The sequence below is a fragment of the Streptosporangium sp. CA-115845 genome, assembly GCF_050943795.1.
In the GTDB taxonomy this organism is placed as follows: Bacteria; Actinomycetota; Actinomycetes; order Streptosporangiales; family Streptosporangiaceae; genus Streptosporangium.
In genome coordinates this window covers 6,816,085-6,838,973 of sequence record NZ_CP191988.1, presented here as the reverse complement: position 1 = coordinate 6,838,973, position 22,889 = coordinate 6,816,085, and the positions used below count along the sequence as shown (strand labels likewise).

Here is a 22,889-nt window from a genome sequence, read left to right as displayed (position 1 = left end):
GTGATGGTTGCTCTGGCCATACTTGTCGCTCTCGGTGGCGTCGCGCTCGCGGTGATCACCGGCGGCCGTCCCGCGGCCCCGGACGAGAACACCGTCATGGAGTCCCGCATCCGGGACCTGGCGGCGATCGCGCCGGTGGTCAGCCAGCCGCCGGCCCCGCCGACCACGGCAGACTCGGCAAACCCGGAGAACCCCGAAAGCCCGGACCCGGCAGGCTCGGACCGCAAGAGCCCCGGCCCGGGCAATCCCGCGGGCGAGGAGACCGCCCCGGAGACCCCGGCCTCGCAGCCGTCCGCGGCCCCCGGCGCCCAAGGGACGGACAGCCCAGGGCTCACCTCCACCCCGCCCCGGCTGCTGGTCATATCCCCGTCGGCGCTGACCGAGCAGACCAAGGAGGACATCTCCCGGCTCAAGTACGTCCAGAAGGTCGACTCCTTCGACGGCGGGGCGGTCAAGGTGTCCGGGGTCGGACTCAACCTCCTCGCGGTCGATCCCGCCCGTTTCCGGGCGTGGGTCCCCAGGGCCGTCGCCGACCAGCAGGGGGTGTGGAGCGCCCTGGCCAGGGGCGAGTTCGTCGCGGACAGCTCGGCGGCGCGCCGCCTGGGACTGGTCCTCGGTGCGGAGTACCAGGTGGACGGCGGTCCCCGGCTGCGGGCCGCGGCCTCGGCCACCTTCGGCCTGCCGGGCGTGGACGGCATCGTGGGGGAGGAGACCGGCCGCAGGCTGGGCCTGCCGCCGGGGGTGGCGCTGCTCGTGCACGGGCCCGAGAAGGCCACCGCCGCTCTCAAGGCCCGGGTGGGCAGGCTGCTCGGCTCAGGCTCCCAGGTGGTCGCCGTCGGTGGATCCGGCACGGACAGGGCCGGCACGGACAAGGCCGGCACGGACAAGGCGGCCCCGGCGAAGACCGGTACCGGCAAGCCCGCGAAGGCGGCCCGGGTGACGGTCGGCAGACCCGGCAGTTACCTGGAGCTCTATCGCGCCTCGGCCGGGGTCTGCCCGGGGCTCTCCTGGACGGTGCTGGCCGCGATCGGCCAGGTGGAGAGCTCCCACGGGCGCAACAACGGCCCCTCCTCCGCGGGCGCGCAGGGACCGATGCAGTTCATGCCCGCCACCTGGAAGGCCTACGGCGTGGACGGCGACGGCGACGGTGTCGCCGACATCTGGAGCCCCTACGACGCGGTCCCCTCGGCGGCCAACTACCTGTGCGCCAACGGAGCGGCCCAGGGCGGCAAGAAGCTGGAGAAGGCGATCTGGTTCTACAACCACTCCTGGTCGTACGTTTCCAAGGTCCTGGCCATCTCCCGCGGCTATGCCGCCGCCTACCCCTGAGGCACCCGGTGCCCTACCCGCGGCGGCGCGGCGGCGCCGGGCAGCAGGTGGCCGAGCACGCGACGGGCTCGGGCTCGGCGAGCAGCTCCGAGACCATCGAGACGAACCGGGGGTGGGTACCGGCCGTGGCCGCCCTGACCAGCGGCAGGCCGATCTTCCTCGCCGTCTCCGCGGCCTCCACGTCGAGGTCGTAGACGACCTCCATGTGGTCGGAGACGAAACCGATCGGCACCAGCACCACCGCCTGGGCGTCGACCTCCAGCAGATGGTCGCAGACGTCGGGCTCCAGCCACGGAATGTGAGGGGCGCCGCTCCGGCTCTGCCAGACCAGGTCCCAGGCCCTGTCGCCCCCCAGCTCCGCGGTGACCAGCGTGGCCGCGCGGCGCAGCTGAGCCTCGTACGCCCCGCCGCTCTCGCCGGCCGTCTCGGCCATCGAGACCGGAATGCTGTGCGCCGTGAAGACCAGCCGGGCGGAGTCGCCGAGCCCGTCGGGCAACCGGTCCAGCGCCTCGCGGGTGTGGTCGGCCATCGCCGCGATGAAGCCCGGGTGGTCGAAGTAGTGCCGGAGCTTGACCACCTCGGGGGCACCCTCGACCGCGGCCCTGGCCAGCGCGATGTCGTCGATGTACTGCCGGCAGCCGGAGTACGAGCTGTAGGCCGAGGTGACGAAGGCCGCCGCCCTGCGCACGCCGTCGGCCGCCATCTCGCGGAGCGTGTCCTCCAGATAGGGATGCCAGTTGCGGTTTCCCCAGTAGATCGGAAGATCGATGGTCGGTGCCACGGCCGCGATCAGGTCGCGGCACTGCTGGTTGATCGGGCTGGCCCCGCCGAAGCGCTGGTAGTGCGCCTCGACCTCCAGCAGTCGCTCGCGCGGGATCCCGCGGCCCCGCACCACGTTCTCCAGGAACGGCATCACGTCGTCAGGCTTCTCGGGACCCCCGAACGAGACGACGAGGAGTGCGTCGTAATTCCCCATGGCCTTCATCAAACCGCATGCCGGGGCGTTCTCTCGCATGGTCACCATGAGTAGTTCGTCATCAACAACATTTGTGGATGCGTGTTCGGGGGCATGTCCGAAGACGGCAGCCGGGGTAGGTTCGAAACTGTGACCCCATTTAACGACATCCGCGATTATGTCGGCGTGCCGCGGGTGGCATCCCTGCGGCTATCCCCCGATGGAACGCGCCTGGTCAGCGTGGTGCAGGCGCTCAACCCCGATGGCAAATCCTACGGAACCTCCCTTTGGGAGATCCCGCTCGACGACCGAAGGCCGTATCGGCTGACCAGATCGGTCAAGGGCGAGGCTGGGGCCGAGTTCACCCAGCGTGGTGATCTGCTCTTCGGCTCGCGCCGGCCAGACCCGACGGTCAAGGAGGCCGACGAGGAGGTTCCGGCGCTCTGGCTGCTGCCCGCGGCGGGAGGAGAGGCCCGGCAGATCGCATCCAGACCGGGGGGCGTCGCCGGGTTCGCGATCGGCGGGCAGACCGTGGTCTTCTGCTCCGACGTGCTCCCGGGCGACGAGGCCGGGGAGGCCGAGCGGCGCAAGACGCGCAAGGAGGCGGGGATCAGCGCGATCCTGCACGAGAGCTACCCGGTGCGTTACTGGGATCACGACCTCGGTCCCGGCGAGCCCCGGCTGTTCGCGGGCACGCTGGGCGATGAGGAACGGCTGACCGAGGTCAGGGACCTCACCCCTCAGCCGGGCAAGGCCTTGGCGAGCCACAGCGCCTACGACGTGACGCCGGACGGCTCCACGGTCGTGGCCACCTGGGGGATCTCACTGCCGCACGGCGAGCTCCGTTTCGAACTGGTCGCCATCGAGGCGGCCAACGGCGGTGCCCGGCGGGTCCTCGCCGCCGATGACGGCCACGACTTCGACGGGCCGATCAGGATCTCCCCCGACGGACGCCTGGTCGCCTGCGTCCGGAGCAACCACGCCGACATCGACCACATCCCCGAGAGCACCCTGTGGATCGTCGATCTGGCCACCGGTGAGGGCCACCCCGCGGGCGGGACGCTCTGGCCGTCCGACATCGTCTGGGCGCCCGACTCCCGCTCGCTGTTCGTGGCAGCCGACTATCACGGCCGCCGCCCGATCTTCCTGGTCCCGGCCGACGGCTCCGCGCCGGAGCGGCTCACCGGCGACGACGGCGCGTACGCCTCGCTCAACGTCGCGCCCGACGGCACCGTCTACGCACTGCGCGGCGCGGTGGACGCGCCCGCGGCCCCGGTCAGGGTGGCCGCGGACGGCACCGTCGAAAAGCTGCCCTCCCCCGCCCCGGAGCCGGTGCTGCCCGGCAGGCTCACCGAGGTGACCGCTACCGCCGACGACGGCGTGGAGATCAGGGCCTGGCTGGCGCTGCCCGAGGGAGCCTCGGCGAAGAACCCCGCGCCGATCCTGCTGTGGATCCACGGCGGCCCGCTGGGCAGCTGGAACGACTGGTCCTGGCGCTGGAACCCGTGGATCATGGCCCAGAACGGTTACGCCGTGCTGCTTCCCGACCCGTGCATCTCCACGGGATACGGGCCGGAGATGATCCGGCGTGGCTGGGCCAACTGGGGCCCGCGCACCCACGCCGACCTGATGGCGATCACCGACGCCGCGTTGGAACTGCCCGAGGTCGACGCCACCAGGACCGCCGCCATGGGCGGCTCGTTCGGCGGCTACATGGCCAACTGGGTCGCCGGGCACACCGACAGGTTCAGTGCGATCGTCACCCATGCCTCGCTCTGGAACCTCGACCAGTTCGCCGGCACCACCGACGCGTCCATGTACTGGCAGCGCGAGTTCGGAGCCCCGGGCACCGGGCTGTACGCGAAGCTCTCTCCGCACCGGTCGCTGGGGAACATCTCCACCCCGATGCTGGTCATCCACGGTGACAAGGACTACCGGGTCCCCATCGGCGAGGCGTTGCGCCTCTGGTGGGACCTGCAGCGCTCCGACGTGGAGTCGAAGTTCCTGTACTTTCCCGACGAGAACCACTGGGTGCTCAAGCCGGGCAACGTGGTCGTCTGGTACGAGACCGTGCTGGCCTTCCTGGACCAGCACGTCCTCGGCCGCGAGTGGAAACGCCCCGAGTCGCTGTCGTGAGCCCGGTGGAGGAGATCGCCGGTTCGTGAGCCCGGTGAAGCGAGTGAGGAGCGAGTGAGGAGCGAGTGAGGAGCGAGTGAGGAGTGGTGAGGGGATCGTGGACGGTGCCGTGACCTTCGGCAGGCTGGCGGAGGAGATAGCCAGGGAGGCCGGTGAGATGCTTCTGACCAAGCGTCCGCCCCGTCCCGAGGTGCTGGTCACCAAATCCAGCCCCACCGACGTGGTGACAGCCCTCGACCGGGCCTCGGAGGAGCTGATCCGCGACAGGATCAGGGCGGTCAGGCCCGGCGACGCGATCCTCGGCGAGGAGGGCGGCTCCACCGGCGACGGCAGGGTCCGCTGGATCGTCGACCCGATCGACGGGACCGTCAACTTCCTGTACGGGCTGCCCGAGTGGGCGGTCAGCATCGCGGTCGAGGTGGACGGCGAGGTGATCGCGGGGGTGGTCAACGTGGTGCCCCGCGGAGAGGTGTTCACCGCCGTCAGGGGCGAGGGCGCGTGGCTGGCGGGGGAGCGGTTGCGCTGCAACACCGGTGTGCCGCTGGAACGGGCACTGATCGCCACCGGATTCGGCTACGAGAGCGGGCGGCGCGAGGTGCAGGCGGAGGTGCTCCGTCACGTGGTGCCGCGGGTACGTGACATCCGCAGGGGTGGATCGGCGGCCTCGGACCTCTGCTCGGTGGCGGCGGGACGGGTGGACGGCTACTACGAGCGCGGCCCGAACGCCTGGGACTACGGGGCCGGCGGCCTCATCGCCCAGGAGGCGGGGGCCAGGCTCGGTGGATTGGCCGGCAAGCCGGCCAATCCCGGCCTCGTCCTGTGCGCGGCACCCGGCCTGTTCGAGGAGCTGCACGACCTGTTGCTCCCGCTGGATCCGGAGCGCGACGCCTGAGGCCTCCACTTCAGCCCCTCGGGGTACGGGTACGAAAGAGCCCCCCGGCCAAGACGGCCGGGGGGCTCTCTCCCATCAGCGCTGAATGGGGACGCCGTTGTCTGTGGCCAGACGATGGAGATCCTCGATCTCGGCGGTGAAGGTGTCGGCGAGGTAGTCGTCGCCGGAGGACCTGGCCTCCTGCAGATTCCGGTATGCCTGGTCGAGGCGGTGTTCGATTGTGGTGGTGAACTCGCCCATCTCACCTTCTTTCTCACGGGGCGCATGGGGGCGGAAGGTACCGCGATAGAGACTGGAACCGGCTGTACCCACGGTGGCCCAGTGGCTAAACCTGTGTGTTTCCGACATCACATGGAGTGTCTACCCCCGGGAGAGCCTTACCGTGTGCTTACAGGGGATGGGGCGAGAATGAGGGGCCGTTCCAGCGGCTGCTCATGGAATGTGACGGGAGGTGCCATAAGCCGTGCGAGTGCTTGTGGTCGAGGACGAGCGGGTGCTCGCCGACGCGATCGCGACCGGGCTCCGGCGCGAGGCGATGGCCGTGGACGTGGCCTACGACGGCGCCGGCGCGCTGGAGCGGACGGGCTACATCGACTACGACGTCATCGTCCTGGACCGGGACCTGCCCAAGGTCCATGGTGACGAGGTCTGCCGCCGGCTGGTGGCCTCCCGTACCGCGTCGCGGATCCTCATGCTGACCGCCTCGGGCGACGTCGACGACAAGGTGGAGGGGCTGGGGCTGGGCGCCGACGACTACCTGGCCAAGCCCTTCGTGTTCATCGAGCTCGTCGCGCGGGTGCGGGCGCTCGGCCGGCGCTCCGCCCCGGCGCTGCCGCCGGTGCTGGAGCGGGCGGGGGTCCGCCTGGATCCGGGCAAGCGGCTGGTGACCAGGGACGGCGCGGAGATCGCGCTCACCAAGAAGGAGTTCGCGGTCCTGGAGGAGCTGATGCGCGCCGAGGGCGCGGTCGTCAGTCAGGAGGACCTGCTGGACAAGGCGTGGGACGAGAACATCGACCCGTTCACCAACGTGGTGCGCGTCACCATGATGACGCTGAGAAAGAAACTGGGCGAGCCCCAGGTGATCGAGACGGTGCCAGGGGTCGGGTACAGGTTGTGAGCGTTCCGGCAGGCGGGGGAGAGGAACGTCCGACGTTCGTCCCCGCGGACGAGGACCGGGGGTCCGTGCCGACCCACCCGATGATCAGCCCGCACTCCGAGCGGGGCGCCTGGAAGAGCGAGCAAATCGGGTCCGACCCCCCGGACAAGGGTGCTCAGCCCCCGCCGCCGACCGGGCCGCCCGCCTGGGACGGTCCGCCCCCGGCGGGTGTGGCGCCGGTCGAGCACACCCCGCTGAGCCGGCTGCGGGCGATCATGGACCGGGTCAGCATCCGGTGGCGGCTGACCATCACCTACGCGACGCTGTTCTTCGCCGCCGGTGCCCTGCTCATGGTCGTGATCTACCTGATGGTGGGCTGGGCGCTGAACACGGCGTGGCCGAACTTCCCGCTCAACCTGGACGAGCTGATACCTCCCGACCAGGTACGCCTGGTCGAGCAGCAGTGGTACTGGTACCAGCACGCCGCGATCGCCACAGCGCAGCGGGAACTGCTGGCCCGCTCGCTGCTGGCCCTGCTGGGGGTCGGCATCCTGGCGGTCATCATCGGCTACATCGTCGCCGACCGGGCGCTCAAGCCGATCCAGCAGATGACCGCCACGGCCCGCAAGCTGTCGGGCTCCACGCTCGCCCACGAGCGGATCGACCTCAAGGGGCCCGACGACGAGCTGAAGGAACTGGCCGACACCTTCGACGAGATGCTCACCCGGCTCAATGTGGCCTTCGACACACAGCGAAGATTCGTGGCCAACGCCTCGCACGAGCTGCGCACCCCGCTGACGATCAACCGGACGGTCCTGGAGATCGCGCTGGGCGACCCGGAGGCGTCGGGCGATCTCAAGGCGCTGGGCCGCACCCTCCTGGAGGTCAACGCCCGCAACGAACGCCTGATCGAGGGACTGCTGCTGCTGGCACGGAGCGAGCGTGAGCTGAGCGTGCGCAAGCCGGTGGACATGAAGGACGTGGCCGAGACGGCCGTCGACCAGCTCGCCGCGCGGGCCGCGGAGGCCGGGGTCACCGTGATCACCGAGCTTCGCGGTGCCGAGACCGTCGGCGATCCGGTGCTCCTGGAGCGCTGCGTGGCCAACCTGGTGGAGAACGCCATCAAGCACAACCTCCCCGAGTCCGGACGTCTGTGGGTCAGGACGGGAATGGTGGAGGGTGCGCTGATTGTTCAGGTGGCCAACACGGGGCCACATGTCCCCGCGTACGAGGTGAACAGTCTTTTCGAGCCGTTCCGGCGGCTCAACGCCGACCGGGTCGACTCCGACAAGGGTGCGGGGCTCGGGCTTTCCATCGTCCGCGCGGTGGTGCGGGCTCACGGGGGCAACGTGACCGCCATCCCCAGGGACGGAGGAGGTCTGGTGGTCACCGTGCGACTTCAGGCGCGTTGATCCGGCGGGGGGCGTCTCGTTCACGCCGTACATGTGGTTGGATGTGCCGTCGAACACGGTGGTGCATGCCGCCGATGCTGTGGTTTACGCCATATTTGGCTAACCGTGGCCATTGGCAGTACGTCCCTCACGTGTAGGGAGGTTCAGTGACCATTCCGGCAGGGTACCGAAGCAGGAATCTCGTCGGCAGATCGGGCACAAGTCGTGCCTCTCGAACGTTACACACGCGCGAGTGAGCGCACACAGATAGATGAGGGGGATGGAGCAGACCGATGGCTACCGATTACGACAGCCCACGCAAGACCGACGACGACCTCAGCGAGGACAGTCTTCAGGAACTGCAGGCCCGCCGTACCGACAAGTCCTCGGGCAGCATCGACATCGACGAGACGGATCTCGCCGAGTCGCTCGAACTGCCGGGCGCGGACCTGTCAAACGAGGAGCTCTCGCTCCGGGTGATTCCTCGTCAGGCCGACGAGTTCACCTGCGCGCGCTGCTTCTTGGTGCACCACCGCAGTCAGCTCGCCGTTGAGAAGAACGGTCAGCAGATATGCCGGGAATGCGCGGCTTGACGATAATTCCGATGGCCTGTTCGGGGTGTGCTCTTCCAGCCATGGGATAGGGGCCCAGGACAGCCTTGAGGAGGTTCCGAGACATGACGTCAGAGAACAGGCGGACCGACGCGGCGCCGGACGACTCCACTGCCGAGGAGTCGGACGGCGCGCCTGATCGGGAGGTGGCTGAGATCGTCGGCCGGCTCGCGGAGCCGGGTGACATGAACGGGGCCGAGCGGCGAAAGCTGCTCGGCCGCCTCACGAAAGCACTGACCCGGAGGGCGCGGAAGGCCAGGGAGGCGGGGGTGGGCCGGGGCCGCTGGCTGTCCGACGTGTTCATGGCCGTGGCGCCCCGCATTCCCATCCGGGACCTGCGCACCCTCTCCGAGCACCACCACGGCCTCACCGCCGAGGCACTGGCCGACGACCTGGTGCGTACCGCGGCCAAGGCCACCATGACGGTCGGAGCCATCGGCGGGGCCGTCGCCGCGGCCGAGTTCGCCGCTCCTCCCCTCCTGCTCTCCGCCCCCGCCCAGCTCGTGGCCGAGACCCTCGTCGTCGCCGCGATCGAGGTCAAGCTCATCGCCGAGCTCCACGAGGTGTACGGGATGCAGGTGCCCGGCAACGGTTCCCAGCGGGCCATGGCCTTCGTGGCGGCCTGGTCCAGGCAGCGCGGTGTCGACCCCATGTCCCCGGGAACGATGACCGTCGCGCTCGGCACCGCGACCAGGACCGCCCTGCGCAACAGGCTGATGCGCACCCTCGGGCGTCACCTCACCACCCTGGGCCCCTTCCTCACCGGCGCCGTGGCGGGAGGGATTCTCAACCGCGCCGCCACGAAGAAGCTCGGCGAGATGGTACGGAGTGATCTGAGGGTTCATCATGCCCTTCCACCTGGAAAGCCATAGAAACTCCTCAAACGGGTAGTTAATTCAGTAAGCCCCCGACTACCTGGAGGAATTTGTGCAGGGCCGCAGTACGTTCGTGATCGTCGCCAATCGTCTCCCCGTCGACCGGGTGGGGGAGGACATGTGGCGGCGCAGCCCTGGCGGCCTCGTCACCGCGATCGCCCCGGTCCTGCAGCGCAGGGAAGGAGCCTGGATCGGCTGGCACGGGGCCCCCGGCGAACAGCTCGAACCCTTCGAGCACGACGGCATGCAGCTGGTTCCCGTCCCGCTGTCCGAGCACGAGGTCGAGCTCTACTACGAGGGTTTCTCCAACGCCACACTCTGGCCCCTGTACCACGACGTGGTCGCCACCCCCATCTACTCGCGTGTCACCTGGGACGCCTACCGCGTGGTCAACGAGCGCTTCGCCCAGGCCGCCGCCGCGGAGGCCGCGGAGAACGCGGTCGTGTGGATCCAGGACTACCAGCTCCAGCTGGTCCCGGCCATGCTGCGCAAGCTCCGCCCCGACCTGCGCATCGGTTTCTTCCTGCACATCCCCTTCCCGCCGATAGAGCTGTTCGTCCAGCTCCCGTGGCGGCGCGAGATCCTGGAGGGACTGCTCGGCGCGGACATGGTCGGCTTCCAGCGTCCCGGCGGCGCGTCCAACTTCATCCGGCTCTGCCGCCACCTGCTCGGCCTCCAGCACCACAAGCACGAGATCTACGTGGACGGCCGGGTGGTGCGCGCCGGGGCCTTCCCCATCTCCGTCGACTTCGGCGAACTCGACTCGCTGGTCCGCGAGCCGCACATCATCTCCAGGGCCAGGGAGATCCGCAGGGAACTGGGCGACCCCGAGTGCATCCTGCTCGGCGTCGACAGGCTCGACTACACCAAGGGCATCGGCCAGCGCCTGAAGGCGTTCGGGGAACTGCTCGCGGAGAAAACGATCAAACCGGGCGAGGCGGCGTTCGTGCAGATCGCCACGCCGAGCCGGGAGCGGGTCGAGGAGTACATGCGGCTGCGCGACTCGATCGAGCTCCAGGTCGGGCGGATCAACGGCGAGCAGGGAGAGCTCGGGCAGCAGCCCGTGCAGTACCTGCACCAGTCGTACGGCCGCGACGAGCTCGCCGCGCTCTATCTCGCGGCGGATGTGATGATGGTCACGCCGTTGCGTGACGGGATGAACCTGGTCGCCAAGGAGTACGTCGCCTGCCGCAACGACCTGCGCGGCGCGCTGGTGCTCAGCGAGTTCGCCGGGGCGGCCGACGAACTGCGTCAGGCGTTCATGGTCAATCCCTACGACGTCGACGGCCTCAAGCGGATCATGCTGACCGCGATGCGGGCGACCCCGCACGACCTGTCGCGCCGGATGCGCTCGCTGCGCCGGAGGGTGTCCACCTATGACGTGGACCGCTGGGCGAGGGAGTTTCTCACCTCGCTGGAGTCGTCCTGACCCGCCGCCAGGCTCTTTCGCCGCCCCCGGCGGGGCCGGGGGCGGGGCCGTCAGCTGGTGGCGTCCTTGGCCGCCCCCTTCAGGGACTTCCACGCGTCGTAGCGCCTCTTGGCGCCGCGGGCGACCACGATCTGCGCCACCTGCATGCCGACCCCCATCACCACGGCGTAGCCGATCGCCTCGCCGAGGCTGATGTCCGGCGACTCGCTGTCGGCGGGCGGCTTCTTGCCGGTGCTCTTCTCCCAGGCGAACCCGATGACCTTCTTGGCGCTCCAGGCGGTGACGAGGCCGAGAAGGCCACCGATGGCTCTCCACGCCATGTCCTGCTTCTCGCTCTTGTCGGCCATGTGGTCCTCCCGTTTGCTGTCCGCATCAAGAACACTAGTCTCCCCGAGCGCCATATCGCGTGAAGCCATGGCGAGGCATGACAGAACGGTGACCGTGCCCATGCCGGGGCGGCCTGGAAGCCGTACGCTCCGGCCGCCAGGAGAGCGAGAAGACGGCGCGTACGCGAATCTGTCCTTTCCGTCGGGGGAACCTGCCGTACGGTCGAGGCAGGACAGGTGAGGGGAGGACAGGCATGCCGCCAGGATGTGGCAACTGCAGCTGCTACCTCGAGGACAGGGTGATCTCCCGCCCGCCGGGTGAGCGCTGAATCCAGCCGGGTGAGCGCCGGCCCCTGACCGGGCGGGCGCCGACCCCCGACAGCACGCCGGATGGCCCGGCCGGGTGGCCGGGCCACTCCTCCTCGTGTCAGGGCGATAACTCTCGCGCGTTTTCCTTCCCGGCGTGACAGTCTGGAAGGTGTGATATCAGATCGGGAGCGCCTGACGAACCTGGTACCTCGTACGTTGCTGCGTCTCGCGATGTGGAGCCTCTGCCTGATCATCATCGGCTGGGCCGTCTTCTACTTCGCCCAGTTCATCGCGACGTTGCGCATCGTGATGCTGCCGGTGGCCATCGCACTCCTGCTGACCGCGCTGCTCTTCCCGATCACCAAGCGGCTTCGCGCGATGGGCATGCGGCCCATCTACGCCACCTGGGTCACCATGATCGTCGCGCTCGCCGTGCTCGGCGGCACCGGCTGGATCATCGGGGCGCGTGCCAACGAGGAGTTCCCCGGCCTCGTCGACCAGGTGCGCCAGACGGCCAAGGACGTCGAGAACTGGCTCTACACCGGGCCCCTGCATCTGCAGCCGACCCAGATCAGCAGCTGGGTCGACGAGATCGGCAAGCAGATGACCAACCAGCGCAACGAGATCACCCAGACGGTCCTCACCGGCGCCACGGTGGCGCTGGAGGTGCTGGCCTCCATCGTGCTGCTGCTGTTCGTGACCTTCTTCATGCTCAAGGACGGCGACCGGATCTGGTCGTGGTTCCTGAAGGGGTTCGGCGGGGTCGCGCCGCGCGTCGACAGGGCCGGGCGGACCGCCTGGGTGACGCTCTCGCACTACGTGCAGGGCACGGTCGCGGTGGCCGCCGTGCACGGCGTGGTCATGGGCATCGTGCTCGCCGGAATGGGTGTGCCGCTCTGGGCGGCGCTCGCGGTGCTGATCTTCCTGGCCAGCTTCATCCCCATCGTCGGCATCTTCTTCGCCGGTGCCGTGGCCACCCTGGTCACCCTCGGCGCCAAGGGGCCGATCTACGCTCTGATCTTCATCGGCATCCTGATCGTGGAGCAGCAGCTGGAGAACCACGTGCTCCAGCCGCTGATCGTCGGCAGGGTGCTCCACTTCCACCCGCTGGCGATCATCCTGGTGCTGGCCGTGGGCGGCATCCTGGCGGGTATCGCCGGGGCCGTGGTGGCGGTGCCGGTGGCCGCCGTGATCTACCGGGCGCTGCCCAAGCTCAGCAGTGACGAACCGCTCGCCCTGCCGCCCGCCTCGCCGCATCCCGATCCCGGCGAGGCGGGCGGGACGGGGCCTGCGGCGGAGGCGGGAAAGCCGGTGGATGAGGAATCACCGCAGCCCAGGGAGTAACGTTCTGCTCCGTGACCCGTTCCATCTTGACCACCCCTCCGCCGGATGCCGTCCTGCCACGGCCACTCCCCGGCGGGCCCGCCCCCGGCGCCACCCTCGGTTCCCACTACAGCAGCTGTTTCGGCTGCGGCGAGGACCACCCGACCGGCCTGCGGCTGACCGCCGTCACCCCCGACGGGATCACGGTGATCGCCACGTTCACCGTGGGAACGGCACACCAGGGTGCGCCGGGCCTGGCGCACGGTGGCGTGCTCGCCACGGCGATGGACGAGGTCATCGGCATGCTGGTCTGGCTCTTCCAGCGCCCCTACGTCACCGCGAGGCTGGAGACCGACTATCTCGCCCCGGTTCCGGTCGATACCGTCCTGCATATGCGTGCCTGGTGCAACGGCATGTCGGGCAGGAAGGCGTACCTTGAGGCTGAGGGCCGTATCGGTTCCCCGGACGGCCCGGTCGCCGTGCGGGCCGCAGCGCTCTTCATCGAGGTGGGCATGGAGCACTTCGCCGAGCACGGTGACGCCCAGGCGATCATCGACGAGCACCACGAGTACGAGGTGAACCCGTGACCCACACCGTCGAGGTGCTGATCCACCGGCTCGACGCCGACCTGCCGCCGCCGTCGTACGCCCACCCGGGCGACGCGGGCGCCGACCTGCACGCCGCCGAGGACGTCGAACTCCTCCCCGGAGAGCGGGCCGTGGTCGGCACCGGGCTGGCGATCGCCCTGCCTGACGGGCATGCCGCGTTCGTCCACCCGCGCTCGGGCCTGGCCGCCAAGTACGGCGTGACGCTCGTCAACGCGCCCGGCACCGTGGACGCGGGATACCGGGGCGAGATCAGAGTGACGCTGCTCAACACCGACACCAAGGACACCGTGCGGCTGCGCAGGGGGGACCGGATCGCGCAGCTGGTGATCCAGAAGGTGGAGAGGGCGGCGTTCCACGAGGTGGACCGGTTGCCCGGATCGGCGCGAGGCGCGGACGGGTTCGGGTCCACCGGCCGCTGACCGGGAGTGAGCCCGACGAGGTGAGGGAGGTGGCGGACGATGATCCGAAACCTGGGCGCACCTTCGGCCCCGGAGGCCACCCGCCGCCGTATCCGGCGGGGGATGAGTTACCAGCGAAACTTCAAGGAGCGTGAGGAAAATGTTCCGACGTCACCGTCGTGAGGAGTCCCCGGCCGCCAAGGCCGCAGTGGACGAGGCCCCGCAGGTCCCGGCGCGGGAGTCGGGCCCGTGGGACGCCGACGAGCCCTACCCCGAGCGTGAGCGGGTCGACCTCGGAGGCATGCGCCTGCCGGTCGGCCCCGGTTTCGAGGTCCAGCTCAACCTGGCCGGTGACCAGATCGTCGGTGCGGTGGTCCTGTTCAACGAGAGCGCTCTGCAGGTGCACGCCTTCGCGGCGCCCAAGCGGAGCGGGATCTGGGACGAGGTCAGGGCCGAGCTGGCCGAGGGGGTGAAGAGCGCCGGAGGCACCGCCGAGGAGCGGGAGGGGGCGTTCGGCGTCGAGCTGGCCGCCAGAATCCCCGCCGAGGGCGTCGAGCAGCCGGTCCGCTACATCGGGGTGGACGGGCCGCGCTGGTTCCTGCGTGCGGTGATCAGTGGGCGCGCCGCGCAGGACGCCGAGGTGGCCGAGACGCTGGAGGGTGTCGTCCGGGACATAGTCGTGGTACGCGGCGACGAGCCGATGGCCCCCAAGGAGGCGATCGAGCTCCGGCTGCCCCCCGAGGCCAGGCAGGCCGTGGAGCAGCAGGCCGCCGGGGGCAAGGGGCCCGACCTCAACCCGTTCGACCGGGGGCCGGAGATCGCGGAGATCCGCTGAGAGGCCGGATCGCGTACGCTGATTCGACTCGTACGTGAAGGAGATGTCCGTGGGTTCTCAGGAACCGCATAAACAGAGCGGTCTGCGAGGCTTCTTTCGCCGACTGACCGCAGGCCAGGCCGAGCTGGAGGCCGACGAGCTTCAGCAGGACCTCGATCGCCAAGGCGCCACGCCCATCGTCTCGTGTGGCGGGCGCCGACGCTTCTGCGTGAGCGGTACGCTGCGGACGGTGACGTTGCGCCCTCGCGGGGGTGCTCCCGCGCTGGAGGCGGAGCTCTACGACGGTTCCGATGTGATCGATCTGATCTGGCTGGGCCGCAGGAAGATCGCGGGCATCGAGCCTGGTCGCCTGGTGCTGGCCGAAGGGCTGGTGAGCATACAGGATGGGCGCAAAGTCATGTTCAATCCCAGATACGAGCTGCGCCCGGCAGGCGGTGCGTGAGCGATCGATGACCACGGAACGGTGAGCGAGAAGATGACCAGCACCGGCGAGACCGCAGCGCACGACACGGTCGAGGCCGCGATCCGCAGCCAGCTTGCCAAGGCGTTCGGCGGGGTGCGGGGCGTCATCGAGGCCGCCGTGCCCACCATCGCCTTCACCGGCATGTGGATCGCCACCTCTGACCTGAAGCTCTCTCTGATCGTCAGTATCTCGGCCGCGGTGCTGCTGCTCGTCGTGCGGCTGGCGCAGCGCTCGACACCGCAGTTCGTGATCAACAGCCTGATCGGCATCGGCATCGGCGCGTTCTTCGCCTCCCGCACCGGCCAGGCGGAGGACGTCTTCCTGCCCGGCATCCTCTACAACGCCGGCTACTCCGTGGTGATGCTGCTGTCCATCGTCACCCGATGGCCGGTGGTGGGGTTCCTCATCGGGTCCGTCACCGGTGACCCGACCGCGTGGCGCGCGGATCCGGCCGTGGTGAGGCTGTGCACCAGGCTCACCTGGCTGCTGATGATCCCGTGCGTGGTCCGGGTGGCGGTGCAGCTCCCCGTCTACCTGATCGGCAGGGACGACGCGGTCGCCGAGCTGGGCATTCTCAAGATCGCGATGGGCTGGCCGCTCCAGGTCGCGGCGCTCGCCGCCATGGTGTGGCTCCTGGCCCGTGGCCGGACCCCGGTGCGGCCCGTGACCTCCTGACGGCAGGTCCGCCCCGCTCCGCCGTCCCCGGCCCCGCACGGACGCCGCTGACCGGTGATCGGGCTTCGGACCGGCATGCCGGTCCGAAGCCTTTCCGCTCAGCGCGGCGCGCGGTGCGGGGACAGGAGTTCGGCCAGTTCCTCCTCGACCTCCTGGCTGGCCACGAACATCAGCTCGTCGCCGGCCTCCAGCGGGTCGTCTGCGGTGGGCACCAGCACCCGGCCCTCGCGCAGGATCGCGACCAGGGCGGTGTCGTTCGGCCACGGCACCGAGCCGGCCCGCTGACCGACGACCGGCGCGTCCTCGGGCAGGGTGAGCTCGACCAGGTTGGCCTGGCCCTGGCGGAAGGTCATCAGGCGCACCAGGTCGCCGACGCTGACCGCCTCCTCCACCAGCGCGCTCAGCAGGCGCGGGGTCGAGACGGCCACGTCGACGCCCCACGACTCGTTGAACAGCCACTCGTTCTTGGGGTGGTTGATCCTGGCGACCACGCGCGGCACGCCGTACTCCGTCTTGGCGAGCAGCGACACCACGAGGTTGACCTTGTCGTCGCCGCTGGCCGCGACGACCACGTGGCAGTCGGCCAGGCCCGCCTCGTCCAGCGAGGAGATCTCACAGGCGTCGGCGAGCAGCCACTCCGCCCGCGGCACGGTGTCAATCTTGATGGCCTTGGGGTCGATGTCGACGAGCAGGACCTCGTGGCCGTTCTCCAGGAGTTCGGCGGCGATCGACCGGCCGACCGCTCCCGCGCCGGCGATGGTGACGCGCATCAGTGCCCCTCCTCCGGCGCCCCGGACAGCACCTTGTTGATGCGGTCCATGTCCGCCTCGACCGCCATGACGTGCAGTACGTCCCCCTCCTGCACCACCGAGTCGTTCCTGGGCAGCAGGGTCTCACCGATCCGGTTGATGAACGCCAGGCGGGTTCCCGCGGCCTCCTCCAGCCTCCGCACCGGGGCGCCGATCCAGCCGGGATGGTAGGCCACCTCGATCAGCACCACGCGCCCGCTGGGGTCGCGCCAGAGCGGCTCGGCACCCTCGGGCAGGACGCGGCGCAGGATCTGGTCGGCGGTCCAGCGGACCGTGGCCACCGTGGGGATGCCCAGCCGCTGGTAGACCTCGGCGCGCCGGGAGTCGTAGATCCTGGCCACGACGTTGTCCACGCCGAACGTCTCGCGGGCGACCCTGGCGGAGATGATGTTCGAGTTGTCGCCACTGCTCACCGCCACGTAGGCGCCCGCGGCCTCGATGCCGGCCTCTTCCAGGACGTCCCGGTCGAAGCCGATCCCGGTGACCCTGCGGCCCCGGAACCCGGCCCGCAGGCGGCGAAACGCCTGCGGGTCACGGTCAATGATCGCGACCGAGTGGCCGCTGTCCTCAAGAATGTGCGCCAGAGTCGAACCCACCCGGCCACACCCCATGATCACGATATGCATGCTCCCCCGCCGGTCGCTGTGAGGCGGATCTTGGTTCCCAATGTATTCAGCCAGTATGGCGCCCCAAGGAGTGCCGTGTGAGTGCAGCCGGGTAATAGCGACTAGCATCAGCAGACGTGTCGAAGGTGACGGACCTTGTCAAACGCCTTTTCATCGGGCGTGCGCTACGCAGCACACAGTTACACGAGCAGCTGCTTCCCAAGCGCATCGCACTACCTGTTTTCGCGAGTGACGCGCTTTCCTCGGTGGCCTACGCCCCGCAGGAGATCCTCGTCATCCTCTCGCTGGCCGGAGTCTCCTTCTACAACTTCAGCCCCTGGGTCGCCGTCGCCGTCGTGGTGGTGATGCTCACCGTCGTCGCCTCGTACCGGCAGAACGTGCACGCCTACCCCAGCGGGGGCGGCGACTACGAGGTCGCCACGGTCAACCTCGGCCCGAACGCCGGTCTGACCGTCGCCAGCGCCCTGATGGTCGACTACGTGCTGACCGTCGCGGTGTCGGTCGCCAACGGCGTCGACTACGTGGGGGCCACCATCCCCTACGTCGCCGAGCACAAGCCGCTGGTCGCGATCGCCATCGTCGTCCTGCTGACCCTGGTGAACCTGCGTGGTATCCGGGAGTCCGGTGCGGCCTTCGCGATCCCCACCTACGCCTTCATGTTCGCCGTCCTCGGCCTGATCGTGTGGGGAAGCTTCCGGGTGCTCATCCTCGGTGACGAGCTGCGCGCGCCCACCGCCGGGTACGAGATCGTCGCCGAGCAGTCCAACCTGACCTCCTTCGCGGCGGCCTTCCTGATCCTGCGCGCGTTCTCCACCGGCTGCGCCGCACTCACCGGTGTCGAGGCGATCAGCAACGGCGTGCCCGCCTTCCGCAAGCCCAAGAGCAAGAACGCCGCGACCACGCTGCTGATGATGGGCCTGGTCGCGGTGACGATGTTCGTCGGCATCATCTCCCTCGGCCTGGCCTCGGGGGTCAAGGTCGCCGACCCCGCGGTCGCCTTCCGGGACGTGCTCATCGACGGGCGGCCCGCCGGGCCCGGCTACTACCAGCAGCCGATCATCTCCCAGGTCGCCGACGCGGTCTTCGGAAACGGCTCGCTGCCCTTCTTCGTCATCTCGGCGGTCACCGCGCTGATCCTGTTCCTCGCCGCCAACACCGCCTTCAACGGCTTTCCCGTGCTCGGCTCGATCCTGGCCCAGGACCGCTACCTGCCCCGCCAGCTGCACACCCGGGGCGACCGGCTCGCCTTCTCCAACGGCATCGTGATCCTCGCGGCCGGGGCCTGCCTGCTGCTGTGGGGCTTCGAGGCCGACGTCAGCCGCCTGCTCAACCTCTACATCGTGGGCGTCTTCGTGTCGTTCACGCTGAGTCAGATCGGCATGGTCCGGCACTGGAGCCGGCACCTGAGAACCGAGACCGACCCGAAGGTCCGCCACCAGATGTACCGCTCGCGGACCATCAACTTCTTCGGCGGAGTGATGACCGGTGTGGTGCTGGTGGTCGTGCTGCTCACCAAGTTCACCCACGGGGCGTGGATCGTCTGCGTGGCCATGCCGGTGCTGTTCCTGATGATGAAGGGCATCCACCGCCACTACGAGAACGTGGCCCGCGAACTCGCCGCCGACGACTCGGCGGTGGACGAGTCGATACTGCCCGCGCGCAACCACGCCATCGTCCTGGTCTCCAAGATCCACAAGCCGACCCTGCGAGCTCTCGCCTACGCCCGCGCCACCCGTCCCTCCAAGCTTGAGGCGATCACCGTGGGCGTGGAGGGCACGGAGGCCAGAGAGCTGCAGGAGGAGTGGGAGCGGCGCGGCATCCCGGTGCCGCTGAAGACGCTCGACTCGCCCTACCGCGAGATCACCCGGCCGATCCTGGAGTACGTCAGGTCGCTGCGCCGCCGTTCTCCCCGCGACGTGGTGAGCGTCTACATCCCCGAGTACGTCGTCGGCCACTGGTGGGAGCACATTCTGCACAACCAGAGCGCGCTGCGGCTGAAGGGCCGCCTGCTGTTCCAGCCCGGTGTGATGGTCATCAGCGTGCCCTGGCAGCTCCATTCCTCCGACCGGCTCAAGGGCCGCCCTGAGCCGCTCGCGCCGGGCGCCGTCCGCCGTCCCCGCCGGGAGGCGGCCCGGGACGAGGACGTCAAGGCATAACCTTTCGTATGCGCTCCTGACCGCAAGGAGGCTCGACCGACGACGAATTCTCTGGGGGCGACGGCCATGATGATCGAACTGACGGTGGGACCGGTTGCACACGGTGGCTGGTGTGTCGCGCGCCATGACGGCCGGGTCGTCTTCGTGCGGCACGCGCTGCCCGGCGAGCGCGTCATGGCCGAGATCACCGAGGAGACCTCCCGGTTCCTGCGGGCCGACGCCGTCGAGATCCTGGAGCCCTCCGCCGACCGGGTGAGCCCGCCCTGCCCGTTCGCGGGCCCCGGCCGCTGCGGCGGCTGCGACTGGCAGCACGCCTCCTTGGAGGCCCAGCGCCGCCTGAAGGCCGACGTGGTGGCCGAGCAGCTCAAGCGTCTGGGCGGAATCGACTGGAAGGGCGTCGTCGAGGAGGTCCCAGGCGCCCCCGACGGCCTCGGCTGGCGTACCCGCGTCCAGTTCGCCGTCGACCGTGAGGGTGGGGTGGGCCTGCGCCGCCACCGCTCCCACGACATCGAGCCGGTGGACGCCTGCCTGATCGCCCACCCCGAGGTCGAGAACGTCGGAGCCGAGGTGATGAACTGGCGCAACGCCTCCTCGGTCGAGGTCATCGCCTCCTCCACCGGTGACCAGGCGGTCGTGATCGCCCCCAAGCCCCGGCGCACGGTGGCCGTACCCGACCTCGACACGAGCGTGGCCGTCTTCGTCGACGAGGGCAAGGGCCGCAGCCGGGTCGTCCACGGCCGCAACCATCTCGTCGAGCGCGTCGGCGAGCGTGACTTCCAGGTCACCGGCAGTGGTTTCTGGCAGGTCCACCCCGGCGCCGCCGCCACCCTGCTCGACGCGGTCCTGAAGTTCGCCGCGCCGCGGCCGGGCGAGTGGGCCCTCGACCTCTACTGCGGCGTCGGCCTGTTCGCCGCCGGGCTCGCCGAGGCGGTCGGCCCCGAGGGGGCCGTGTTCGGCGTCGAGTCCGAGTCCGTCGCCGTCCGCGACGCGGAGCGTAACCTCCGTGACCTCCCCCAGGCGCGCTTCGCCAGGGGACGGGTGGAGAACGCCCTCGACCGCTTCGGTATCGAGCGCGCGGACCTGGTCGTCGTCGACCCGCCCCGGGCGGGTCTGGGCCGCGACGTCGTCGACCGCGTGACCACTCTTGAGGCCACTCGGATCGTGTACGTCTCCTGCGACCCGGCCACCCTGGCCCGTGACCTCGCCTGGCTCGCCGAGGGCGGCTACCGCCTCGCCGACCTGCGCGCCTTCGACGCCTTCCCGATGACCCACCACGTGGAGTGTGTGGCGCTGCTGGTCAGAGGCTCGATATAGGCTCTGACCAGGTGTTATGCAACACGTCGTGGTCCGGCGTTTTCCAGGATCTTTGCGCACCGGCTGCGCATGATCATGGAACCGTGGGCCCGTCACATCGGGTGGACAAGAGACCCGGCCGATACAGACCAAGGGGTGGACCGCGATAGCGGCACCCGTAGGGTCCCGGTACGGCAGCGAGGGGAGTCGCCCTCGCCGGCTGCCGGGCAGAGGCCGCCGAAGCGAAGAGCCCCCACCATACGGCGGGGGCTAGGACTCGTCCTGGCAGGGAATCGCCGCCGCCGTCGGCGCGGCAGGCGCGCTCTCGAGGAAGGCCTGGGTTGAGACGGCATAGGCGGAACACAGAAGCCGGCCAAGGCGCGTCGCCCTGCCGTCACCGAAACGCCGGGTGGGAACACCCATGACATGCAGGCGCTGTTCCAGGGCCACGCCTGAGACCGCGACCACCGTGTCACCGTACCGATCAACCCAGCGAAACGCGTCCCGGAGCAGCGCAAGGGCAAGCGGGCCGAAACCCGCTGCCGTAGTGCGGGGCCAGGCCCGGCCGGTGGCCAGGCGGCTGAGCTCCCAGATGCTCGGATCGCGAGGAGCGGGGGCGCCGCGCAACGTCTCAGAGAAGACGTCGGGGATCATATAAGGACCGTCGGTGGGCAGGAGCCGACAGCACCCCGTGACCTCCCGGCAGACCTCCCCATGGCTGATCACATAGACCGGATCGCAGTCGTCGTAGGAATCTCGCTCCATTCCGTGGAGGCTGTCGACGTTCCAGCGGAGGCGTTCGTAGAACACCTCGTGGCGGAGGCGGAACATGCCGGTGAGTAACCACGCCGGGAGGTCACCCGTGCGGCCGACGACAATCCGTTGTACGCAATGGTTACCGGCGTCGATGTCGTATCTCTCCAGTGATCGGGGCCCGCGCCACCCACTGGCTGCCGTTCGGCATGCGCTGCACCTCGTCGCGCCACTCGCCGACGAGCAGTCCGACTGCACCCCCGGCGTGACCATCTCACCGGCGAACCGGTAAGAAACCATCCTGATCGGACCATACGCCCTAGACGGGGTGAGTCAAGCACTTTCTATGCCCTCACCGGGACAGGAGCACCCTGTGATCACATGATCGCCAAGCCGTACGACCCGGGCGACGAGCGCGAGCCGTCCGACCCGCCGTTTATCGGCGAGGTCGAGGATCTCGACGTTGACGATCCGTGACCTGCGAGGAAGCCCGCCGCTCTCAAATGACCCACCACGTGGAGTGTGTGGCGCTGCCGGGCAGCGAGCCGGCCGAGGAGTGACCCGGGGGAGAACGCGCCGGGGCGGTGTCTCATCGCGTCCCGGCGCGGTCCTTCGCCGAGGCGGGGGAATCGCCGCGCGTGCCGCCTTCCGCGGACGCGGCGCGCACGATCGTTCCCACCACTCCGCCGGCGACCAGGCCGGAGACCACACCCGTGATCACGCCCGAGCCGATGCCCACGAGTACGCCGACGAGTACGCCCCCGGCCAGGCGCGCGATCACAGCCGCGACCGCGTGCACGGTCGCGCTCACCGGCTACGCCTCGTCCGCGAGGCCGAGGTGCTCCTCCAGCCGTTCGAGCCTGCGCAGGACGGGACGGAGCTCCTCGCGTACGGCCGCCGACAGTGCGCTCGCCGCGTCGGCGGGCTGGGCCGGGACGACGGAGGCGGTCTGGGTCTGCGCGCGCAGGTGGACGTAACCGGCGAGGGCCGCCGCGACCGCGCGGCGGGTCAGCCGGTGCTCGGCCCCCAGTTCCCGCAGGACATGCCCGGCCACTCCCTCCGGTTCGGCGATCAGCCCGAGAAGCAGGTGTTCGCAGCCGATGTAGTTGTGGCCGAGCGAGGTGGCCTCGGTGACGGTCATCTCCAGGGCCGCCGCCGCGGGCGCCCCGAAGGCGAGCTCGGCGTCGCCGGTGGTCGCGGCCGGGGTGGCGGTGCTCGGCCGGTCCAGCCGGCGCCGCACCTCCTCGGGGTCGATCTCCAGGGCGCCCAGGACCTGGAGCGCTAGATTGCTCCCCTCGGCGAGCATGCCGCCCAGCAGATGCTCGGTGCCGACCTCGGCCGCGCCCAGGGCCCGAGCCTGCTCCACCGACAGCTTGATCACGGACCGGGCCCGCGGGGTGAAGTGGGGGAAGCGCGCCGCCAGGTCGTCGAGGTCGGGGGCGCTGAGCGCCGTCTCGCGGATGGAGGTCACCCGCCGCACGGCCTGCTCCAGTGCCCGCTGGCACACGGCGGAGACCGGCACGCCGGCTCTCTTGACCGCCTCGGCCAGCTCGTCCGGCAGGTAGACGTTGATCTTCGGCATCACATCTCCCCTTGAGGGT

The 22,889-nt window shown here is 69.7% G+C and carries 24 protein-coding genes; 16 read left to right on the top strand and 8 right to left on the bottom strand.

Features of this window, described 5'->3' with window-relative positions; genetic code table 11:
• The first annotated feature begins 3 nt into the window (after nt 1-3).
• Nucleotides 4-1,329, top strand: coding sequence for a lytic murein transglycosylase (locus tag ACQP0P_RS32750; protein ID WP_433362218.1), 1,326 nt, complete (start codon nt 4-6; stop codon nt 1,327-1,329).
• A 13-nt stretch (nt 1,330-1,342) separates the two neighbouring features.
• On the opposite strand, the gene ACQP0P_RS32745 is transcribed toward ACQP0P_RS32750, so the two are convergent.
• Nucleotides 1,343-2,305, bottom strand: coding sequence for a ferrochelatase (locus ACQP0P_RS32745; protein WP_433362215.1), 963 nt, complete (start codon nt 2,303-2,305; stop codon nt 1,343-1,345).
• Nucleotides 2,306-2,398: 93 nt separating this feature from the next.
• Here ACQP0P_RS32745 and ACQP0P_RS32740 point away from each other — a divergent pair, with 93 nt between their 5' ends.
• Both ACQP0P_RS32740 and ACQP0P_RS32735 read left to right on the top strand, forming a co-directional pair.
• Nucleotides 2,399-4,420 (top strand): prolyl oligopeptidase family serine peptidase, encoded by a 2,022-nt coding sequence (locus ACQP0P_RS32740; protein ID WP_433362212.1) that lies wholly within the window; start codon nt 2,399-2,401, stop codon nt 4,418-4,420.
• Between the two features lie 157 nt (nt 4,421-4,577).
• A complete protein-coding gene (locus tag ACQP0P_RS32735; RefSeq protein WP_433382228.1) occupies nt 4,578-5,312 on the top strand; it encodes an inositol monophosphatase family protein in 735 nt (244 codons plus the stop codon).
• 75 nt (nt 5,313-5,387) lie between these two features.
• Here the strand turns inward: ACQP0P_RS32735 and ACQP0P_RS32730 are convergent, their stop codons facing one another.
• Entirely contained in the window at nt 5,388-5,552 is a 165-nt protein-coding gene (locus ACQP0P_RS32730) for a hypothetical protein (protein ID WP_433362209.1), read from the bottom strand.
• Between the two features lie 223 nt (nt 5,553-5,775).
• Between ACQP0P_RS32730 and ACQP0P_RS32725 the strand changes: the two genes are divergently transcribed.
• The 5 genes from ACQP0P_RS32725 to ACQP0P_RS32705 all read left to right on the top strand — a co-directional run bounded on the left by ACQP0P_RS32725 (nt 5,776) and on the right by ACQP0P_RS32705 (nt 10,714).
• Nucleotides 5,776-6,429 (top strand): response regulator transcription factor, encoded by a 654-nt coding sequence (locus ACQP0P_RS32725; RefSeq protein ID WP_350917449.1) that lies wholly within the window; start codon nt 5,776-5,778, stop codon nt 6,427-6,429.
• An 80-nt stretch (nt 6,430-6,509) separates the two neighbouring features.
• The gene (locus ACQP0P_RS32720; protein WP_433382225.1) at nt 6,510-7,820 is read left to right on the top strand and encodes a sensor histidine kinase; all 1,311 of its coding nucleotides are present in this window, start codon (nt 6,510-6,512) and stop codon (nt 7,818-7,820) included.
• 272 nt (nt 7,821-8,092) lie between these two features.
• Entirely contained in the window at nt 8,093-8,392 is a 300-nt protein-coding gene (locus ACQP0P_RS32715) for a DUF4193 domain-containing protein (RefSeq protein ID WP_030914836.1), read from the top strand.
• A gap of 83 nt (nt 8,393-8,475) precedes the next feature.
• Nucleotides 8,476-9,282, top strand: a complete 807-nt coding sequence (locus tag ACQP0P_RS32710; RefSeq protein WP_433362204.1) for a hypothetical protein — start codon at nt 8,476-8,478, stop codon at nt 9,280-9,282.
• Between the two features lie 55 nt (nt 9,283-9,337).
• Complete coding sequence (locus ACQP0P_RS32705; protein ID WP_433362201.1) at nt 9,338-10,714, top strand: alpha,alpha-trehalose-phosphate synthase (UDP-forming); 1,377 nt, start codon at nt 9,338-9,340, stop codon at nt 10,712-10,714.
• Between the two features lie 50 nt (nt 10,715-10,764).
• Here ACQP0P_RS32705 and ACQP0P_RS32700 read toward each other — a convergent pair whose 3' ends face one another.
• On the bottom strand, nt 10,765-11,061 hold the full coding sequence (locus ACQP0P_RS32700) for a DUF4235 domain-containing protein (RefSeq protein WP_433362198.1): 297 nt from the start codon (nt 11,059-11,061) through the stop codon (nt 10,765-10,767).
• Between the two features lie 459 nt (nt 11,062-11,520).
• On the opposite strand from ACQP0P_RS32700, the gene ACQP0P_RS32695 reads away from it, so the two are divergent.
• The 6 genes from ACQP0P_RS32695 to ACQP0P_RS32670 all read left to right on the top strand — a co-directional run bounded on the left by ACQP0P_RS32695 (nt 11,521) and on the right by ACQP0P_RS32670 (nt 15,651).
• Nucleotides 11,521-12,693 carry an AI-2E family transporter gene (locus ACQP0P_RS32695; RefSeq protein WP_433362195.1) on the top strand — a complete coding sequence of 391 codons (1,173 nt, stop codon included), beginning with the start codon at nt 11,521-11,523 and terminating at the stop codon, nt 12,691-12,693.
• An 11-nt stretch (nt 12,694-12,704) separates the two neighbouring features.
• Nucleotides 12,705-13,259: a PaaI family thioesterase gene (locus tag ACQP0P_RS32690; protein ID WP_433362192.1), complete on the top strand. Its 555-nt coding sequence runs from the start codon at nt 12,705-12,707 to the stop codon at nt 13,257-13,259.
• Nucleotides 13,256-13,699, top strand: coding sequence for a dUTP diphosphatase (gene dut / locus ACQP0P_RS32685; protein ID WP_433362189.1), 444 nt, complete (start codon nt 13,256-13,258; stop codon nt 13,697-13,699). The genes ACQP0P_RS32690 and dut overlap by 4 nt, the downstream gene beginning before the upstream one ends.
• Before the next feature lie 139 nt (nt 13,700-13,838).
• On the top strand, nt 13,839-14,513 hold the full coding sequence (locus tag ACQP0P_RS32680) for a DUF3710 domain-containing protein (RefSeq protein WP_433362186.1): 675 nt from the start codon (nt 13,839-13,841) through the stop codon (nt 14,511-14,513).
• A gap of 49 nt (nt 14,514-14,562) precedes the next feature.
• Nucleotides 14,563-14,955: an OB-fold nucleic acid binding domain-containing protein gene (locus tag ACQP0P_RS32675; RefSeq protein ID WP_030914810.1), complete on the top strand. Its 393-nt coding sequence runs from the start codon at nt 14,563-14,565 to the stop codon at nt 14,953-14,955.
• Nucleotides 14,956-14,988: 33 nt separating this feature from the next.
• Nucleotides 14,989-15,651 carry a DUF3159 domain-containing protein gene (locus ACQP0P_RS32670; RefSeq protein WP_433382222.1) on the top strand — a complete coding sequence of 221 codons (663 nt, stop codon included), beginning with the start codon at nt 14,989-14,991 and terminating at the stop codon, nt 15,649-15,651.
• Between the two features lie 98 nt (nt 15,652-15,749).
• Here ACQP0P_RS32670 and ACQP0P_RS32665 read toward each other — a convergent pair whose 3' ends face one another.
• Nucleotides 15,750-16,421 (bottom strand): potassium channel family protein, encoded by a 672-nt coding sequence (locus ACQP0P_RS32665; protein WP_433362183.1) that lies wholly within the window; start codon nt 16,419-16,421, stop codon nt 15,750-15,752.
• Entirely contained in the window at nt 16,421-17,086 is a 666-nt protein-coding gene (locus tag ACQP0P_RS32660) for a potassium channel family protein (protein ID WP_433362180.1), read from the bottom strand. The genes ACQP0P_RS32665 and ACQP0P_RS32660 overlap by 1 nt, the downstream gene beginning before the upstream one ends.
• A 116-nt stretch (nt 17,087-17,202) precedes the next feature.
• On the opposite strand from ACQP0P_RS32660, the gene ACQP0P_RS32655 reads away from it, so the two are divergent.
• Both ACQP0P_RS32655 and ACQP0P_RS32650 read left to right on the top strand, forming a co-directional pair.
• Nucleotides 17,203-19,242 (top strand): APC family permease, encoded by a 2,040-nt coding sequence (locus ACQP0P_RS32655; RefSeq protein ID WP_433362177.1) that lies wholly within the window; start codon nt 17,203-17,205, stop codon nt 19,240-19,242.
• 66 nt (nt 19,243-19,308) lie between these two features.
• Nucleotides 19,309-20,556: a class I SAM-dependent RNA methyltransferase gene (locus ACQP0P_RS32650; RefSeq protein ID WP_433362174.1), complete on the top strand. Its 1,248-nt coding sequence runs from the start codon at nt 19,309-19,311 to the stop codon at nt 20,554-20,556.
• Between the two features lie 249 nt (nt 20,557-20,805).
• On the opposite strand, the gene ACQP0P_RS32645 is transcribed toward ACQP0P_RS32650, so the two are convergent.
• The 3 genes from ACQP0P_RS32645 to ACQP0P_RS32635 form a co-directional block, all read right to left on the bottom strand.
• Complete coding sequence (locus ACQP0P_RS32645; protein WP_433362171.1) at nt 20,806-21,366, bottom strand: acyl-homoserine-lactone synthase; 561 nt, start codon at nt 21,364-21,366, stop codon at nt 20,806-20,808.
• Nucleotides 21,367-21,877: 511 nt separating this feature from the next.
• The gene (locus ACQP0P_RS32640) at nt 21,878-22,099 is read right to left on the bottom strand and encodes a hypothetical protein (RefSeq protein ID WP_433362168.1); all 222 of its coding nucleotides are present in this window, start codon (nt 22,097-22,099) and stop codon (nt 21,878-21,880) included.
• Between the two features lie 3 nt (nt 22,100-22,102).
• Nucleotides 22,103-22,870: a Clp protease N-terminal domain-containing protein gene (locus tag ACQP0P_RS32635; RefSeq protein ID WP_433362165.1), complete on the bottom strand. Its 768-nt coding sequence runs from the start codon at nt 22,868-22,870 to the stop codon at nt 22,103-22,105.
• Nucleotides 22,871-22,889: the final 19 nt, after the last annotated feature.

Coding starts and splice junctions, on each gene's coding strand:
- ACQP0P_RS32645 (WP_433362171.1), bottom strand. CDS start 21,366: ATGTTCCGCCTCCGCCACGAGGTGTTCTACGAACGCCTCCGCTGGAAC.
- ACQP0P_RS32670 (WP_433382222.1), top strand. CDS start 14,989: ATGACCAGCACCGGCGAGACCGCAGCGCACGACACGGTCGAGGCCGCG.
- ACQP0P_RS32720 (WP_433382225.1), top strand. CDS start 6,510: ATGATCAGCCCGCACTCCGAGCGGGGCGCCTGGAAGAGCGAGCAAATC.
- ACQP0P_RS32650 (WP_433362174.1), top strand. CDS start 19,309: ATGATGATCGAACTGACGGTGGGACCGGTTGCACACGGTGGCTGGTGT.
- ACQP0P_RS32730 (WP_433362209.1), bottom strand. CDS start 5,552: ATGGGCGAGTTCACCACCACAATCGAACACCGCCTCGACCAGGCATAC.
- ACQP0P_RS32740 (WP_433362212.1), top strand. CDS start 2,399: ATGTCCGAAGACGGCAGCCGGGGTAGGTTCGAAACTGTGACCCCATTT.
- ACQP0P_RS32750 (WP_433362218.1), top strand. CDS start 4: ATGGTTGCTCTGGCCATACTTGTCGCTCTCGGTGGCGTCGCGCTCGCG.
- ACQP0P_RS32680 (WP_433362186.1), top strand. CDS start 13,839: ATGTTCCGACGTCACCGTCGTGAGGAGTCCCCGGCCGCCAAGGCCGCA.
- ACQP0P_RS32735 (WP_433382228.1), top strand. CDS start 4,578: ATGCTTCTGACCAAGCGTCCGCCCCGTCCCGAGGTGCTGGTCACCAAA.
- ACQP0P_RS32700 (WP_433362198.1), bottom strand. CDS start 11,061: ATGGCCGACAAGAGCGAGAAGCAGGACATGGCGTGGAGAGCCATCGGT.
- ACQP0P_RS32715 (WP_030914836.1), top strand. CDS start 8,093: ATGGCTACCGATTACGACAGCCCACGCAAGACCGACGACGACCTCAGC.
- ACQP0P_RS32665 (WP_433362183.1), bottom strand. CDS start 16,421: ATGCGCGTCACCATCGCCGGCGCGGGAGCGGTCGGCCGGTCGATCGCC.
- ACQP0P_RS32745 (WP_433362215.1), bottom strand. CDS start 2,305: ATGGGGAATTACGACGCACTCCTCGTCGTCTCGTTCGGGGGTCCCGAG.
- ACQP0P_RS32635 (WP_433362165.1), bottom strand. CDS start 22,870: ATGCCGAAGATCAACGTCTACCTGCCGGACGAGCTGGCCGAGGCGGTC.
- ACQP0P_RS32660 (WP_433362180.1), bottom strand. CDS start 17,086: ATGCATATCGTGATCATGGGGTGTGGCCGGGTGGGTTCGACTCTGGCG.
- ACQP0P_RS32710 (WP_433362204.1), top strand. CDS start 8,476: ATGACGTCAGAGAACAGGCGGACCGACGCGGCGCCGGACGACTCCACT.